General features: G+C 71.3%; 10 protein-coding genes. 7 read left to right on the top strand and 3 right to left on the bottom strand.

All coding sequences use genetic code 11. The annotated features are described in order from the left end of the window. Positions 1–39: 39 nt before the first annotated feature. Complete coding sequence (locus ONA70_RS27145; protein WP_265009323.1) at positions 40–2,526, bottom strand: glycoside hydrolase family 65 protein; 2,487 nt, start codon at positions 2,524–2,526, stop codon at positions 40–42. Between the two features lie 440 nt (positions 2,527–2,966). Here ONA70_RS27145 and ONA70_RS27140 point away from each other — a divergent pair, with 440 nt between their 5' ends. Continuing rightward, positions 2,967–3,371: a nuclear transport factor 2 family protein gene (locus ONA70_RS27140; RefSeq protein WP_265009322.1), complete on the top strand. Its 405-nt coding sequence runs from the start codon at positions 2,967–2,969 to the stop codon at positions 3,369–3,371. Positions 3,372–3,395: 24 nt separating this feature from the next. Here ONA70_RS27140 and ONA70_RS27135 read toward each other — a convergent pair whose 3' ends face one another. Both ONA70_RS27135 and ONA70_RS27130 read right to left on the bottom strand, forming a co-directional pair. Beyond that, the gene (locus ONA70_RS27135; RefSeq protein ID WP_265009321.1) at positions 3,396–4,577 is read right to left on the bottom strand and encodes a peptidase M23; all 1,182 of its coding nucleotides are present in this window, start codon (positions 4,575–4,577) and stop codon (positions 3,396–3,398) included. A 192-nt stretch (positions 4,578–4,769) separates the two neighbouring features. Further along, positions 4,770–6,737 carry a glycosyl hydrolase family 28-related protein gene (locus tag ONA70_RS27130; RefSeq protein ID WP_406601249.1) on the bottom strand — a complete coding sequence of 656 codons (1,968 nt, stop codon included), beginning with the start codon at positions 6,735–6,737 and terminating at the stop codon, positions 4,770–4,772. A 384-nt stretch (positions 6,738–7,121) separates the two neighbouring features. Between ONA70_RS27130 and ONA70_RS27125 the strand changes: the two genes are divergently transcribed. The 6 genes from ONA70_RS27125 to ONA70_RS27100 form a co-directional block, all read left to right on the top strand. After that, positions 7,122–8,123 (top strand): LacI family DNA-binding transcriptional regulator, encoded by a 1,002-nt coding sequence (locus ONA70_RS27125; protein ID WP_265009319.1) that lies wholly within the window; start codon positions 7,122–7,124, stop codon positions 8,121–8,123. A 352-nt stretch (positions 8,124–8,475) separates the two neighbouring features. Then, entirely contained in the window at positions 8,476–9,855 is a 1,380-nt protein-coding gene (locus tag ONA70_RS27120; protein ID WP_265009318.1) for an ABC transporter substrate-binding protein, read from the top strand. A gap of 82 nt (positions 9,856–9,937) precedes the next feature. Next, positions 9,938–10,891 carry a carbohydrate ABC transporter permease gene (locus ONA70_RS27115; RefSeq protein ID WP_265009317.1) on the top strand — a complete coding sequence of 318 codons (954 nt, stop codon included), beginning with the start codon at positions 9,938–9,940 and terminating at the stop codon, positions 10,889–10,891. 12 nt (positions 10,892–10,903) lie between these two features. Then, on the top strand, positions 10,904–11,791 hold the full coding sequence (locus ONA70_RS27110) for a carbohydrate ABC transporter permease (RefSeq protein WP_265009316.1): 888 nt from the start codon (positions 10,904–10,906) through the stop codon (positions 11,789–11,791). 149 nt (positions 11,792–11,940) lie between these two features. Continuing rightward, complete coding sequence (locus ONA70_RS27105; protein ID WP_265009315.1) at positions 11,941–13,554, top strand: glycoside hydrolase family 13 protein; 1,614 nt, start codon at positions 11,941–11,943, stop codon at positions 13,552–13,554. Between the two features lie 148 nt (positions 13,555–13,702). Next, the coding region (locus ONA70_RS27100) for a glycosyl hydrolase family 28-related protein (protein ID WP_265009314.1) at positions 13,703–14,627 on the top strand (925 nt) is incomplete at its 3' end.

The following is a 14,627-nucleotide window of genomic DNA, read 5'->3' as shown; positions in this document are numbered from 1 at the left end:
CCCGCCGCGAGCGTCCGGACCATCGCGCGACCAGCCCGGTCAAGAGTCAAGGGGCGACGGATCGTCTCCAGTGCCGTCGTCCGGTCCCAACGGGACGGTGACGGTGGTGCCGGGTCCGAGCAGGTGGACGCGTTCCCGGACGGCCACCGCGACGGGCGGGTCCGCGCCCGGAGCGGCCGAGACCCGTACCCGGTCGTGGTCGACGTGCAGCACGAGCTCCCGGTTGCGGTAGCGGAGCACGCAGTCAAGCTGGTCCATCCCCTCGGGCAGCAGGGGGTTGAGCCGCAGCACGTCGCCGCGCACCTCCAGGCCGGTGTAGCAGCGTTGCAGGATGTCCAGCGCGCCGGCGGTGGCGCCGAGGTGGATGCCCTCCCGGGTCGAGCTGTGCGCGGGATCGGCCAGGTCGGTGCCGAGCGCGTCGAGCAACATGTCGAAGGAGCGACGGCGGTCGGTACGGGCCAGCACCCAGGCGTGGGCGATCCGGCTCAGCGTCGAGCCGTGCGTGGTGCGGTACAGGTAGTGGTCGACGGTGGCGGGGATCCGGGCGGGGTCGAAGTCGTAGCCCATGCCCCGGACCTGCGCGGCCAGCTCGTCGGCGCTGAACAGGTACAACAACATCAGCACGTCGGCCTGCTTGGAGATCTTGTAGCGGTTCGGATCGTCCCCCTCGGCCTGCAGCAACGGTCCGAGCAGCCGCAGGTCGCCGTAGCGCTGCCGGTACCGGTCCCAGTCCAGCTCCAGAAGGTCGCCGTACCCGGCGAACTGCGCGAGGATCCCGTCCGGCAGGAAGGTGAGCCGTAGCCGGCGGGCGATGTGCGTCCACCGCCGGCGTTCCCCGGCCGGCACGCCCTCGGTCCGCCACGGCGCCGCGCCGGGATGGCGGTCCTGGATCGCGCACGCCTCGTCCGCCCGGGCGAGTACCCACGCGACCATCACGTTGATGTACGCGCAGTTGTCCAACCCCTGCCCGGCGCGGCCGGGATAGCCGTCGTGGTACTCGTCGGGCCCCAGCACGCCGCGGATGTCGTAGCGGTCCTCAGCCGGGTCGTAGGTGGCCAGACCGGCCCAGAAACGGGCGGTCGCGACCAGCAGTTCCGCACCGTGCCCGGTGAGGAAGGACAGGTCCCCGGTCGTCTCCCAGTACCGCCAAACCGAGTAGGACACCGCGAGGTTCACGTGGTGCTGCCGGCCGGTGCGGTCGTCCTGCCACTCACCGGTGACGGGGGAGGGGGATCGGCAGGGGCTCTCGTCCCGTCCGCTGGTGGCGCTCTGCCACGGAAACAACGCGCCGGCCATCCCCGCGGCCGCCGCCTGCCGCCGGGCCGCCGGCAGTCGCCGGTACCGGTACTCCAGCAGCGCCCGGGTCAGCTCCGGCAGCCGCAGGTTGAGGTACGGATAGACGAACAGCTCGTCCCAGAAGACGTGCCCGTGGTAGCCCTCGCCGTGCAGTCCGCGAGCCGGCACACCGGCATCCACGGCGACCGTGTGCGGTGACAGCGTCTGCAACAGGTGGAAGGTCTGCACCCGCAGCGGCAGTTGCCATACGTGTTCCTCGCCGACGTCGAGCCGGAACCGCGCCCACAGCCGGGCCCACGCGGTGGCGTGATCGGCCAGCAGCGCCTCGAACGGGCCGGCCGAGCGCAGCGCCGCGCCCGCCGCGCTCAGCGGATCGTGCACCGCCCGGTCCCGCCCGCAGAACACCGCGACCGTCTTGTCCACCGTGACCGCTGCTCCGGCGGTCACGTCGATCCCGAACACCTCGGCCACGTCGTCGGCGCCCCGGATCAGGGTCCGGGTGGCTGTCGCGTCCCTGCCGGCGGCGCCGACCGTGGTCCGGGCGGTGACCGCGACCGTCTGCCGCGAGCCGGTGGTCACGGCGGTCAGCCAGATCGCCCCGTCGGTCGCCCCGCCGGTCACGTCGGCGAGGTGCCGGCCGCCGGCACCGAGCCGGGCCGCGGTGTTCGCGTTGGACACGCCGCCGTCGATGCCGGAGCGGATCTCCAGCCGTCCCGACCAGTTCTCCGCGACGATGCTCGTCTCCAGCGCGGCGAGGTGCGGGTTCGCCATCGACACCAGCCGTCGCTGGCGCACCCGGGTACGCCGTCGGTCGCGGTCGACCACCACCAGTTCCCGCAGGTAGACGCCGCGGCGCAGATCCAGCATCCGGTGCTCGTGCACCCGCCGGGCCCGGTCCGGCGCGTACCAGTCGCCGCCGGCGGGACGGAAGGTCACCGGCAGCCAGTTGGGCAGGTTGACGATGCTCTCCTCGCCGTCCGGCCGGCCGGCGCCCCCGGCCAGGCGGTTGTGGAAACCCGCCAGGTAGCTGCCCGGGTAGTGCACACCGTCGGCCTCCGCCTCCGGGGCCGCCCCGCGGGTGGCCAGGTAGCCGTTGCCCAGGGTCAGCATGGTCTCCCGGGTGCCTTCCCCCGCCGGCTCACCGTCCGGATAGTCGAGCACCCACGCCGCGGGCAGGGCAGCGGTGCACAGTGCGCAACCGGCATCCGGCTGCACCCGGGGCCCGCTCACGACACGACCCGTGGATAGCGGCGCGCCGCGACGCCGACGAGCAGCACGAGGCTGACCAGGTACTTGTTCAGCACCCCCAGGTCTCGTTCCCACAGCACCGGCTGCGCCGCCCTGGTGAGAAATTCGAGCGGATCGTGGCGCAGTTTGCGGTTGGCGACCTTTGCACCAGTAGAGAATATTGAGACGTACCCGGCTTCCGGGGTCCGTTGTCGCAGATCGGTGGCGGCAGGCGGATCGCCACGTGGGCCGTGCCGTGGGATCGGCCGCGGGGACGAGGCGGATTGGACCTGATCGTACTTGATCTTTACAGATTATTGTGGTAATATGTCCGTTTGTGGCTGGTAGCGTGGCGACGCCTCCGGACCGCTTGCCTGCCGCCCGGAGGGCGTCACCGGCCGCGCCAACCCCGGCGCGGCCGGCTTCCGGAGAGGACCAGTCGCATGTCCCAGACCTCCACCGTCCCCCTCGAGACCCGCCTCCGTCGCTTCTTCGCCGCCTTCTCGCCGGCCGCCGGGGACGCCGACGGCTTCGGGGAACTGTTCGGCGACCCGTTCCTGCTGGCCGACGACGCCGGCGCCCGGCCGGTGCCCAGGGCCGCGTTCCTCGCCGCCCTGCCGCGGCGGGCGCAGCTGTTCGCCGACGCCGGACTCGGCCCCGCGATGCTGACCGACCTCACGTACGACCGGCTCGACGAGCGGTACGTGCTGGCCCGCACCGACTGGGACGCGCCCCGGGTGGCCGGCGGTGAGCCGGTCCGGCTGGCGTCGTCGTACCTGCTGCACGACGACGGCGACCGGTTGCGCATCGTGCTCTACCTCAACCACCAGGGCCTGCCGGGTGCGTGACCGGCAGGCCCTGGTGCGGCGGCGTCAGCACCAGCCGTTGATCGGGCCCGAACTGCCGGTCCACGTGTACGCGTCGGTGACCCAGGTGCCGTCGGTGAGCTTGTTCCACAGGGACGTGGTGCCCCACCGCCCGGTGTGGGTGGTGCCGTTCGCCGAGCAGGCGACGTTCACCGTGGCCCCGTCCCCGACCGAGCCGACGACCGCGTACCCGGTGCCCGGGCCGGAGCGCTTGTTGACCGTGCCGCCCCCGTTGGCGTCGATGATGGCCTGGGTGAGACCGAGGGCGCCGTAGTTGTAGAGGGCGCCGCCGACGTTGACCTGCGCCGAGCCGTGCAGGGCGTACCCCTGGTAGGTGGCGCCGCCGCCCATCACCACCCACTTGCCGAAGTTGTGGCCGGCGATCGGCACGTACGCGCTGTTCTGCCGCAGTGCGAAGTGCACGTGGCGACCGCTGGCCGCGCCGCCGCAGGTGACGTCGGTGCCGGTGTCGCCGAGGTAGGCGCCCTCGCCGACGCCCGCGCCGTTGACGCTGATGCTGTTCCACAGGTGGTAGTAGTCCGTGGAGTAGCCTCGGTCGTGGATCACCCGGATCCAGCCCCGGCACATGGTGTACGCGGTCCCGCCGCGTGCGGCCAGCACCCGCTGGTCCCCGCCGGACAGGTCGATCGAACTCCACGGGGTGTCGCTGCCCGCCCAGCCGTGCGGCCCACCCGTGAGGTACCACGACTGGCCGACCGCGAACGGCAGGCGCATGCCGGTGCGGTAGTCGCCACCGGCGTACATCGGGCTGGGCGAGGTGGTGAACACGTTCTTCTCCGCCTGCGACACGACCCGGGCGGGGGCGGCCGTGGCGAGGTCGGCGAAGTTCGCCTCGCCGTCGAAGGCGACCTGCCAGCCGGCCCGGTCCCGGTGGGCGACGAACAGCCAACCGGCCGGGTACTGGCCCTCCTGGGCCGGGGCGACGACGACGGCGGTGCCGAACGCCCATGTCTGCCCGTCGCGGCGGGTGATGGTGACCCGGGTGTTGTCCGCGCCGGCGCCGCGCAGTCCGGCGTCGGTGGCGCTCGCCCGGTCGAGCAGCCTGGTGGTCACCGCCGTGGTGAGGTCGCCGGCCGCTGTGGGCGCGGCCTGGGCGGCGGTGGGGTTGGTGAGCAGGGAAGCGGCGACCAGCGCTACCGCGCAGGCCCATCCTCGGACGCGACTCATTGGTACCCCGTCTCCGTCGTATCGATAAGCATCGTTGCCGACCGTGCGGGAAGATTATCGATCGTCCGGGCGGTTGTCCACGCCCGAGTCCACTGCGGACGGAGCGGCGCGCCGCCGGACCGCGGCCGACACGGCGCGACCCGGCGGGTGAGGTCACCCGCCGGGTCGGATGTGGCGCGCCGACCGATCGGCTCACCAGGGCGTCGGAGCCGGTGGCGGCACCACCGGCGGGCGGTCGTCGCAGGTGATGGTGTTCGGCAGCAGCCACGGCGCGAGCCAGCCGCCGTCGTTCCCGCCGAGATCGGTGAGGTGGAACTCCGAGCCCGCCGGGGTGAAGTGGAACGAGCCGCAGTTGTTGACCCCGACCGCCCCGACGTTGCGGGCGTCGACGTCGGCGAAGGACGCCGAGCCGGCGGTACGGGCGCTCACCACCGAGGTGCCGGTGCCGTCGATCCGGATGTCCCGGAAGTGGACGTTGCTGATCGAGACCGTGTCCTTCACCGGCCAGTCGCTGACCAGCATGATCGCGTTGTAGGTGTTGTCGAGGAAGGCGTCACCGACGACCTGGATGTCGGCGTCGATGCTGCGGTCCAGGGCGTAGAACCAGATCGCGCCGAGGCCGATGTCCCAGTTCAGCTCGTACCCGCCGGCCCGGACCGTGGTGTTGTCGGTGATCCAGAGGCGGCCGTTGAACGGCTCGGCGCCGAACCGGGAGCCGACCTGGATGGCGCTGCCCTCCCGGACCGGGTCGGCGACCAGGTTGGCCGAGATGGTGTTGTCGGCGCCGCCGTACACGGCGATGCCGTTGGCCAGCACGGGTGACTGCACGGTGTTGTGGTCGAAGGTGTTGTGCGCGTTGCCGGTGCCCTCGGACCACATGGCCAGGCCGTCGTCGCCGGTGTTGCGGACGAAGGTGTGCGACACCGAGGAGTGGGTGACGCCGGTGTGGAAGTTGAGCCCGTCGGCGATCTGGTCGGCGATGACCGTGCGCGTCACCCGCAGGTCGGTCATCGGCCCGTCGAACCACATGCCCACCTTGGTGTGGTGCAGGTACAGGCCGTCGATGATGGAGTGATTCAGCGCCCCGCCGATCGCGTTGACCTGGTCGGTGTCGATCCGTTCCCGCACGTCGCCCTCGATGGCGAAGTCGGCGAGGTGGATGTTGCCGCTGCCGCCGTCGGCGGCGTCCCGGCCGTAGAAGCCGACGCCGGTGTGCACCGAGCCGTCCGGGGCCGGGGTGTCCAGGGCGACCGCGCGCCCCCGGACCGTCGTGTACCAGCTTCCGGCGCCCACGATGGTCACGTCGTCGACGATCACGTGCCGGTTCACCTGGTACGTCCCCGGCGGCAGGTAGAGCGTGCGGTGCGCCCGCCGGGCGTACGCGACGGCCCGGTCGAACGCGTCGGCGGACTCCCGCCGGCCGGTCGGGTCGGCGCCGAAGGCCAGCACGTTCACCGCCCCGGGCACCACCCGCGGCGGGCCGACGAGCTGGGAGTCGAGCAGGTCGATGACGGTCCAGGCGGCGGCGCCGCCGATCGGGGCGGTCAGCCGCACCACCTCGCCGGCCTGGTACGTCCGGCCCAGCAGCAGCCGCTGCTCGTCGTAGAAGTGGTGCGGCCGGAAGGGCTTGGCGATGGTCGGCGCCGGGGTCGTGGCCGCCGGTACGCACGCGCACTCGGTGATCCACCAGTCGGGGTGCAGCAGCCCGGCGTCGGGGTCGTTGGTGAACGGGTACTGGTTGTAGAGCCAGGCGTACTGCGAGGTGAGCGTCATCGTCCGAGCAGCCGCGCGGCCGACGGTGACGCGCAGCGGCGCGGTGATCCCGCCGCCGCCCGGGGCGTCCGGGATGCTGTACCGGACGGTGATCGCGTTGGCCGCGGCCGGGAGGGTGAACTCGACGTACTGGCCGGGGGAGAGCCGGACCGCCCGGCGCCCGGAGGCCTCACCGGCGAGGGTGTAGGCGGTGCGGCCCGGGCCGATGACGGTCCCGGTGGTCCGGGCGTGCTCGGCCTCCTGCTCCACGAAGTCCACGGTGGCGCCGCGGTCGGCGACCAGCGCGGGGTCGAGGCCGGCCCGGGTGACCACCGGGCCGGCGACGGCCGGGCCGGCCGCCACCGCGGCGCTCCCGCCGGGTACGGCAAGCGCGACGGCGCTCGCCATCGCGACGATCCGGGCTGTCCGCACGTGCCGGCGTCGACCCGCCGGGCCGTCGTCCATGCTCCGCTGCATCGGGGTTACCCACTCTCCGGGACGGGGGACGGTGGTGGTGTGCCGCGTGCCGGGCAGGCGCGCCCGGCCCCGGCGGGTGTCTCATGTTATTCCCGCTACTTGTCGAGATTCAAGCGGCTAGCTGTTCAAAAATTGCGAGCAGGAGTGGGGTGGGCCGACTGAGCGGCCGCTCATCGGGCGGCCGCACCCCGTGATGCCGCCACGGACCGATGGTCGTCCTCCCCCGTCGGGCCGGCGGTAAACGATCATCCAATTCTTACGCGACCAGGCAGGAGGCGGTTCATTTTTTGCAGGAACACGGCATAGGATTGCGGGGTGACGAAGAGGTTGACGGAGGTCGCCCGCAAGGCGGGCGTCAGCGAGGCGACCGTGAGCCGCGTGCTCAACGGGCGCGGTGGCGTGTCGGAGGCGACCCGCACCGCCGTGCTGACCGCGCTGGACGTGCTCGGCTACGAGCGCCCGACCAAGCTGCGGGGCGAGCGGGCCCGGCTGGTCGGCCTCGTCCTGCCCGAGTTGCAGAACCCGATCTTCCCGGCCCTCGCCGAGGTGGTCACCGGGTCCCTCGCGCAACGGGGCTTCACGCCCGCCCTCTGCGCCCGCACCATCGGCGGCGTGCCCGAGTCCGACTACGTCGAGATGCTGCTCGACCACCAGGTCTCCGGGGTCATCTTCGCCGGCGGGTCGTACGCCCTCACCGACGCCTCGCACGAGCACTACCGGCGGCTCACCGACCGGGGGCTGCCGGTCGTGCTGGTCAACGCGGGGGTGGACGAGCTGGGCTTCCCCCGGGTCTCCACCGACGACGCGGTGGCGGTCGAGCAGGCGTACGGACACCTGCGCTCGCTCGGGCACGACCGGATCGGGATGGTGCTCGGCCCGGAGGGGCACGTGCCGTCCCGGCGCAAGCTGGACGCGATGGCCCGCGCCGCGGGCTGGGCCGACGGCCCGGAGTACGTCGAGCGCTCCAGCTTCTCGATGGAAGGGGCGCGGGTCGCCGCGACCAAGTTGGTCGAGCGTGGCGTGACCGGCATCATCTGCGCCAGTGACGTGCTGGCCCTGGGCACCATCCGGGCCGCCCGGCGGCTGGGTCGTGCGGTGCCGACCGACGTGTCGGTGGTGGGCTTCGACGACTCCGCGTTCATGACCTGCACCGACCCGCCGTTGACCACGGTGCGGCAGCCGATCGAGACGATGGGGCAGGCCGCGGTGGACCTGCTGGTCACCCAGATCGAGGGGGCCGGCGTGCTGCACGACGAGTTGCTGTTCGAGCCCGAACTGGTGGTACGCGGTTCCACCGCGCCCGCACCGGGCCGCTGACCCGCCCCGGCCCGCCTCCCTGGTCGCCGAACGACGCTGAGGCCGTCGACCGCCGCTCGCGGTCGGCGGCCGTTTCGTCGTTGCCGGCGCCGCGTCGAGCGAGCACCGCGGGTGAAGGGGTTGACTCCGTGTCGCGACCTATCCCCGTGATGTCGTGTTCTTTCATGAAGCAATCGAAACCTTGCTGAAGCTAGTTCGTCTCGCTACAGTGACTCCACTCACACCTGGCCCCCACGCAGCCAGCGGGGGCAGGTCGCGCGGCAGATGCAGATCACCAGCAGGCATCCCTGGGTGGCGATCACCGCAGATCAGCGAAGGCCATGGAGACACCCGTTCCCGAAGGGATGGACAGATGTCCGTACCGCAGTACCGGAAGGCTGCGGCGCTAGCGCTCGTGGCCGGCCTGGGGCTCAGCCTCGCGGCTTGCTCCACGAAGAGCGACGACGCGAAGAACGATGCCAGTGGCAAGGTCACCATCACCGTCGACTGCCAGCCGGTCGGCTCCCAGAAAGAGCTGTTGAAGAACTGGAACGACGACGTCGCCGAGTTCCAGCGGCAGAACCCGAACATCGTCATCAAGAGCGTCAGCGTCGGCGAGCAGTGCAACAACCCGCCGGACTTCACCGCCCGCCTCGCCGGCGGCACCGTGACCGACATCTTCTACGGCTACATGACCGACCTCCAGCAGGTGCTGGACTCCGGTCAGGCGATGGACGTCACGCAGTACGTCAACAAGGACACGATCCCGACCTGGGACAGCGTCGACCCGGCGCTCAAGGAGGTCTTCAGCGACGGCGGCAAGCTCTACGCGATCCCGGTGAAGAACTACTCGATGGGCCTGGTCTACAACAAGGTCCTGTTCCAGCGGGCGGGACTCGACGTGAACAACCCGCCCAGGACATGGCCCGAGGTCCGGGCCGCCGCCAAGAAGATCGCCGCGCTCGGCAACGGCATCGCCGGCTACGCGGAGTACAGCGCCGGCAACACCGGAGGCTGGCACTTCACCTCGCTGCTCTACTCGCAGGGCGGCGAGATGCTGACCCCGGACGGCAAGAAGGCCGACTTCAACAACGCGATGGGCAAGCAGGTCCTGCAGAACCTCAAGGACATGCGGTACGGCGACAACAGCATGGGCAGCCGCCAGCTGCTGCAGTGGGGCGACCTGCTGACCAACGCCGGCGCGGGCAAGGTCGGCATGTTCATCGGCGCGCCGGACACCACCCAGGCGATCGTCAGCCAGTTCCAGGGCAAGTTCCAGGACTGGGCGATGGGTCCGCTGCCCGGCCAGGACGGCCCGGCGAAGGCGACGCTCGGTGGCGGCGAGGGCTACTTCTTCAAGAAGGGCCTCACTCCCGAGCAGGTCAAGGCCGGTCTGAAGTGGATCGCGTACCAGAAGTTGACGCCGGGCAAGGGCCAGTTCGACTACGTCCGGGCCAAGCCGCAGAACTACCCGGTGGGCCTGCCCCAGCCGCTGCTGTTCGCGGGCGGCAGCGACGCGCAGAAGCAGGAACTCGACCTGCGCAAGGCCAACGCGAACGTCGACACCGCGAACTTCGCGGTCTTCGAGGGGAACCCGGTCCCGATCAAGGGCGAGCCGCGCAACGCGCAGGCGATCTACGCGGTGCTCGACGCGGCGATGTCCGGGGTGCTGACCAACCCGAACGCGAACATCGACGCCCTGCTCAAGACGGCGGAAGGCAAGGTCAACCAGCTGCTGGCCGCCGGGAGCTGAGCTGACGAGGGTGGGGGCGCCGGCCCCGGCCCCCACCCTCCACCCCGTCCCGTCCGCTCACCGACATCCGCAGGGAGTTCCCTTGGCGATCACCACCGTCCCGGGTACCACCAGACGACCGGGCCGCCCCGCGCCGTACCCGCCGGGGCCTCGGCGTGCCGGCCTCGGCCGCAAGGTACGGGACAACCTCACCGGGCACGCGTTCCTGATCGGGGCGGTCCTCTGCTTCGTCGTCTTCTCCTGGTACCCGATGGTCCGCGGCGTCGTGATGAGCTTCCAGCGCACCCGCCGCGGCGAGACCACCTGGGTGGGCTGGGACAACTACGCCCGGATCATCGACGACCCCAGCTTCTGGACCGCCTGGAAGAACACGTTCTACTTCACCCTCCTCGCGCTCGTCCTCGGATACGCGGTGCCGTTCTTCGTGGCGATCCTGCTCAACGAGTTCCGCCACGCGAAGGGGTACCTGCGTATCCTGGTCTACCTGCCGGTGATGCTCCCGCCGGCCTCGGCGCTCTTCCTCTTCAAGTTCTACGCGTACGACCCCAGCGAGGCGGGGCTGTTCAACGCGATCCTCACGGCACTGCACCTGCCCACCTCGGAGTGGATGCAGTCGCCCGGGATGACGATGCCGGCGATGGTGCTCGCGTCGACCTGGATGAACATGGGCAGCGCGGTACTGATCTACCTGGCGGCGCTGCAGAACATCCCCGGTGAACTCTACGAAGCGGCCGAGCTCGACGGCGCCGGAGTCTGGCGGCGGATCGTCAACGTGACCGTCCCGCAGACCCGGCTGATCCTCGCGCTGTTGGCGATGTTGCAGATCGTCGCCACCATGCAGCTGTTCATCGAGCCGCTGATCCTCGCCAACGGCGCGGGTACCGGCGACTCGGCGACCTCGGTCGCCTACCTCATCTACCAGCACGGGTTCTTCCAGAACGACCTCAACGGCGCCGCGGCGCTCGGCGTGATCATGCTCGTGGTGCTGGCCGGCTTCTCCGCCGTCTACGTGCGGCTGACCGCGAAACAGGACTAGGACGGACCACCCATGGCACAGGACTCCGGAACCCGGACCCTCATCTCCCAGGCCCAGTTCCGGCGGGGGCGCGGCCGGATGATCTACTGGACGCTGCTCGCCGTCGTCGTCGTCGGGTTCACGCTCGTCTTCATCGGGCCCCTCTACTGGATGGTCACCGGCGCGCTCAAGTCCGGCCAGGAGATCGCGCAGACCCCGCCGTCGCTGTTCCCGAAGGATCCGCAGCCGCAGAACTACGTCGACGCGTGGACCAATCTGAACCTCGCCAAGCTGCTGTTCAACACGTTCTACTACGCGACCGGCGCGGTGCTGTTCCAACTCGTCCTCGACACCGCCGCGGCGTACTCCCTGTCGAAGCTTCGACCGGTGTTCGGCAACGTGATCCTCGGCCTGATGCTGGCGACCCTGATGATCCCGGCGATGGTCCTCATCGTCCCGCAGTACGTGACCGTGATCGACCTGCCGATCCTGCACCTCAACCTGCTCGATTCGCCGTTCGCGATCTGGCTGCCCCTGGTTGCGAACGCGTTCAACATCTTCCTGCTGAAGCGGTTCTTCGACTCGATCCCGGAGGACCTGATGGCGGCGGCCCTCATGGACGGGGCGACGCCGCTGCGCACCCTCTGGTCGATCGTCCTGCCGATGTCCCGCCCGATCCTCGGCGTCGTCTCGATCTTCGCCGTGACGGCGGTCTGGAAGGACTTCCTCTGGCCGAAGCTGGTCATGCCGTCGCCCGAGACCAGGACGGTCAGCGTCGGCATCTACGCCTTCTCGGGCGGTACGCCGATGAACGTGGTGATCGCGGCGTCGGTGATCGCGGCGATCCCGACCGTCATCATCTTTCTGATCTTCCAACGGAACATCATGTCCGGTCTGACCACGGGCAGCCTCAAGGGCTAGTCCCGGCGCACCACCACCGAACCCTTCCGGGGCGGACAACGACGTTCGCCCGCGACACACCTCCAGGTCCGGCGAACCCGCCGACGTACCGACGCAGAAAGCAGGTGCTCGTGTCCACAGCAGGCAGCGGTCCGTGGTGGCGTGGAGCGGTGATCTACCAGGTGTACCCCCGAAGCTTCGCCGACGGCAACGGCGACGGCATCGGCGACATCGCCGGCATCCGGTCCCGGCTGAACCACCTGTCCGAGCTCGGCATCGACGCGATCTGGTTCAGCCCCTGGTACCCCTCCCCGATGGCCGACGCCGGCTACGACGTGGCCGACTACCGCGACATCGACCCGGTGTTCGGCACCCTCGCCGAGGCGGAGGCGCTGATCGCGGAGGCACACGCGCTCGGCATCCGGACGATCGTCGACGTGGTGCCGAACCACTGCTCCGACGCGCACCCCTGGTTCCAGGCGGCGCTCGCCGGCGGACCGGAGGCGCCCGAGCGGGAGCTGTTCTGGTTCCGCCCCGGCCGCGGCCTCGGCGGCGACCAGCGGCCCACCGACTGGGTGGGCGAGTTCGGCGGCCCGACCTGGACCCGGACCACCAACCCGGACGGCACCCCCGGCGACTGGTACCTGCACCTCTTCGCCCCGGAGCAGCCGGACTTCAACTGGGACCACCCACGGGTGCGGGCCGAGTTCGAGGACATCCTGCGGTTCTGGTTCGACCGGGGGGTGGACGGCATCCGGATCGATTCGGCCGGGCTGCTGGTCAAGGACGGGACCCTGCCCGAGACCCTGCCGGGCCGGCCGCACCCGTTCCGCGATCTCGACGGGGTGCACGAGATCTACCGCGACTGGCGGCGGATCGCCGACGCGTACCCGGGCGACCGGGCACTGATCGGCGAGGTGTGGCTGCCGGACCGGCGGCGGTTCGCCAACTACCTGCGCCCCGACGAGCTGCACGCGGCGTTCAACTTCGACTTCCTCGGCTGCGCCTGGGACGCCTCGGCGCTGCGCGAGAGCATCGACGGGACGCGGAGCGCGCACGCGCCGGTCGGCGCGCCGGCCACCTGGGTGCTGTCCAACCACGACGTCACCCGGCACGTCACCCGCTACGGCCGGGCGGACACCACGTTCAGCTTCGCCGCGAAGCGCGAAGGCATCCCCACCGACCTGGAGCTGGGCACCCGGCGGGCCCGGGCCGCCGCGCTGCTCTGCCTCGCGCTGCCCGGCGCGGCCTACGTCTACCAGGGCGAGGAACTGGGCCTCTGGGAGGTCGAGGACATCCCACACGAGCTGCGCCAGGACCCGATGTGGGAACGCTCCGGCCGGGTCGACCCCGGCCGGGACGGCTGCCGGGTGCCGCTGCCCTGGGCCGATGACGAGCCGCCGTTCGGGTTCAGCCCCGAGGGTGCCGCGGCGCCCTGGCTGCCCCAACCGGCCGACTGGAAGGACCGGACGGTCCGGGCGCAGACCGGCGACCCGGCCTCGATGCTGGAGCTGTACCGGACGGCGATCCGGATCCGGCGAGCCGAGGCAGCGCTCGGCGACGGCGAGCTGAGCTGGCTGCCCGCCCCGGACCGGGTGCTCGCCTTCCGCCGCGGCGGTGGTTTCCGCTGCCTGGTGAACCTCGCCGACGCACCGGTGCCGCTGCCGGCCGGCGGCGAGCTGCTGCTGGCCAGCGGGCCGCTCGACGACGACCTCTTGCCGCCGGACACCGCCGTCTGGCTGCGTACCACCGAACCGCCGACGGTCGGACCCGAACCGGCCTGACCCGCACACGCGGCGCCGGCGGCCCGTCCCGTCCGCCGGCACCGCGTCCACCCTGCCGGCCCTCTGCGACCGGAACCGAAAGGAGGCGACCAGCCCAGCGCCACCGCACCTCACGGGGGGACCACCGACGAGAGGGAGAGCCTCGCTCATGCCCGACCACGCCACCGCCACCCCACATCCGCCCCGAAGAGTCCCGACCCGCGCGGGCGTCGCCGCCCTCGCCGGCGCCGCCCTCGCCGCGACCTCGCTCACCGTCGTAGCGCTGACCAGCACCGCCACCCCGGCCCGGGCCGCCGGGCTGTCCCCGTTCGACATCGCCGGCCGCGGCGCCACCGTCGGATTCGTCGAACAGGAGGCGGAGCGGGCCGTCCACACCGGCACCCGGATCGGCCCCGACCGGCACTACGGCACCCTGCCGTCGGAGGCCTCCGGCCGGGAGGCGGTCACCCTCGACGCCGTCGGCGAGTACGTCGAGTTCACCCTCACCGCGCCGGCCGACGCGGTCACCTTCCGATACAGCCTGCCGGACAACGCCGCCGGCACCGGCCGGGACGCCACCATCGATCTGCGCGCCGACGGCGCCCTGGTGAAGGCGGTCCCGGTGACCTCCCGGTACGGCTGGTACTACGGCGGCTACCCGTTCAACAACAACCCGGGCGACACCAACCCGCACCACTTCTACGACGAGACGCGGACCCTGTTCGGCACCACCTACCCGGCCGGTACGAAGATCCGCCTCCAGGTCTCCTCGACCGCGCAGTCGCCCACCTTCACCATCGACCTGGCCGACTTCGAGCTGGTCGCCGCGCCGATCGCCAAGCCCACCGGGGTGCTGGACGTGGTCACCGACTTCGGCGCGGACCCGACCGGCGCCACCGACGCCACGGCGAAGTTCCAGGCCGCCGTCGACGCCGGCAAGGCACAGGGCAGGACGGTGTGGATCCCCGCCGGCACCTTCACCCTCTGGGACCACGTGGTGGTCGACGGGGTGACCCTGCGCGGCGCCGGGCCGTGGTACTCGGTGCTCGGCGGCCGGCACCCCACCGACCGCAAGCGGGCCGCCGGCATCTACG

The sequence above is a fragment of the Micromonospora yasonensis genome (assembly GCF_026013475.1).
Taxonomy (GTDB): Bacteria; Actinomycetota; Actinomycetes; order Mycobacteriales; family Micromonosporaceae; genus Micromonospora; species Micromonospora yasonensis.
Note: the sequence above shows the minus strand (reverse complement) of the source record. Positions and strands in the feature narration are given on the sequence as shown.

Excerpts from the sequence above, each read along its gene's own strand:
- ONA70_RS27110 (WP_265009316.1), top strand. The coding sequence starts at position 10,904 with ATGGCACAGGACTCCGGAACCCGGACCCTCATCTCCCAGGCCCAGTTC.
- ONA70_RS27120 (WP_265009318.1), top strand. The coding sequence starts at position 8,476 with ATGTCCGTACCGCAGTACCGGAAGGCTGCGGCGCTAGCGCTCGTGGCC.
- ONA70_RS27140 (WP_265009322.1), top strand. The coding sequence starts at position 2,967 with ATGTCCCAGACCTCCACCGTCCCCCTCGAGACCCGCCTCCGTCGCTTC.
- ONA70_RS27135 (WP_265009321.1), bottom strand. The coding sequence starts at position 4,577 with ATGAGTCGCGTCCGAGGATGGGCCTGCGCGGTAGCGCTGGTCGCCGCT.
- ONA70_RS27130 (WP_406601249.1), bottom strand. The coding sequence starts at position 6,737 with ATGGCGAGCGCCGTCGCGCTTGCCGTACCCGGCGGGAGCGCCGCGGTG.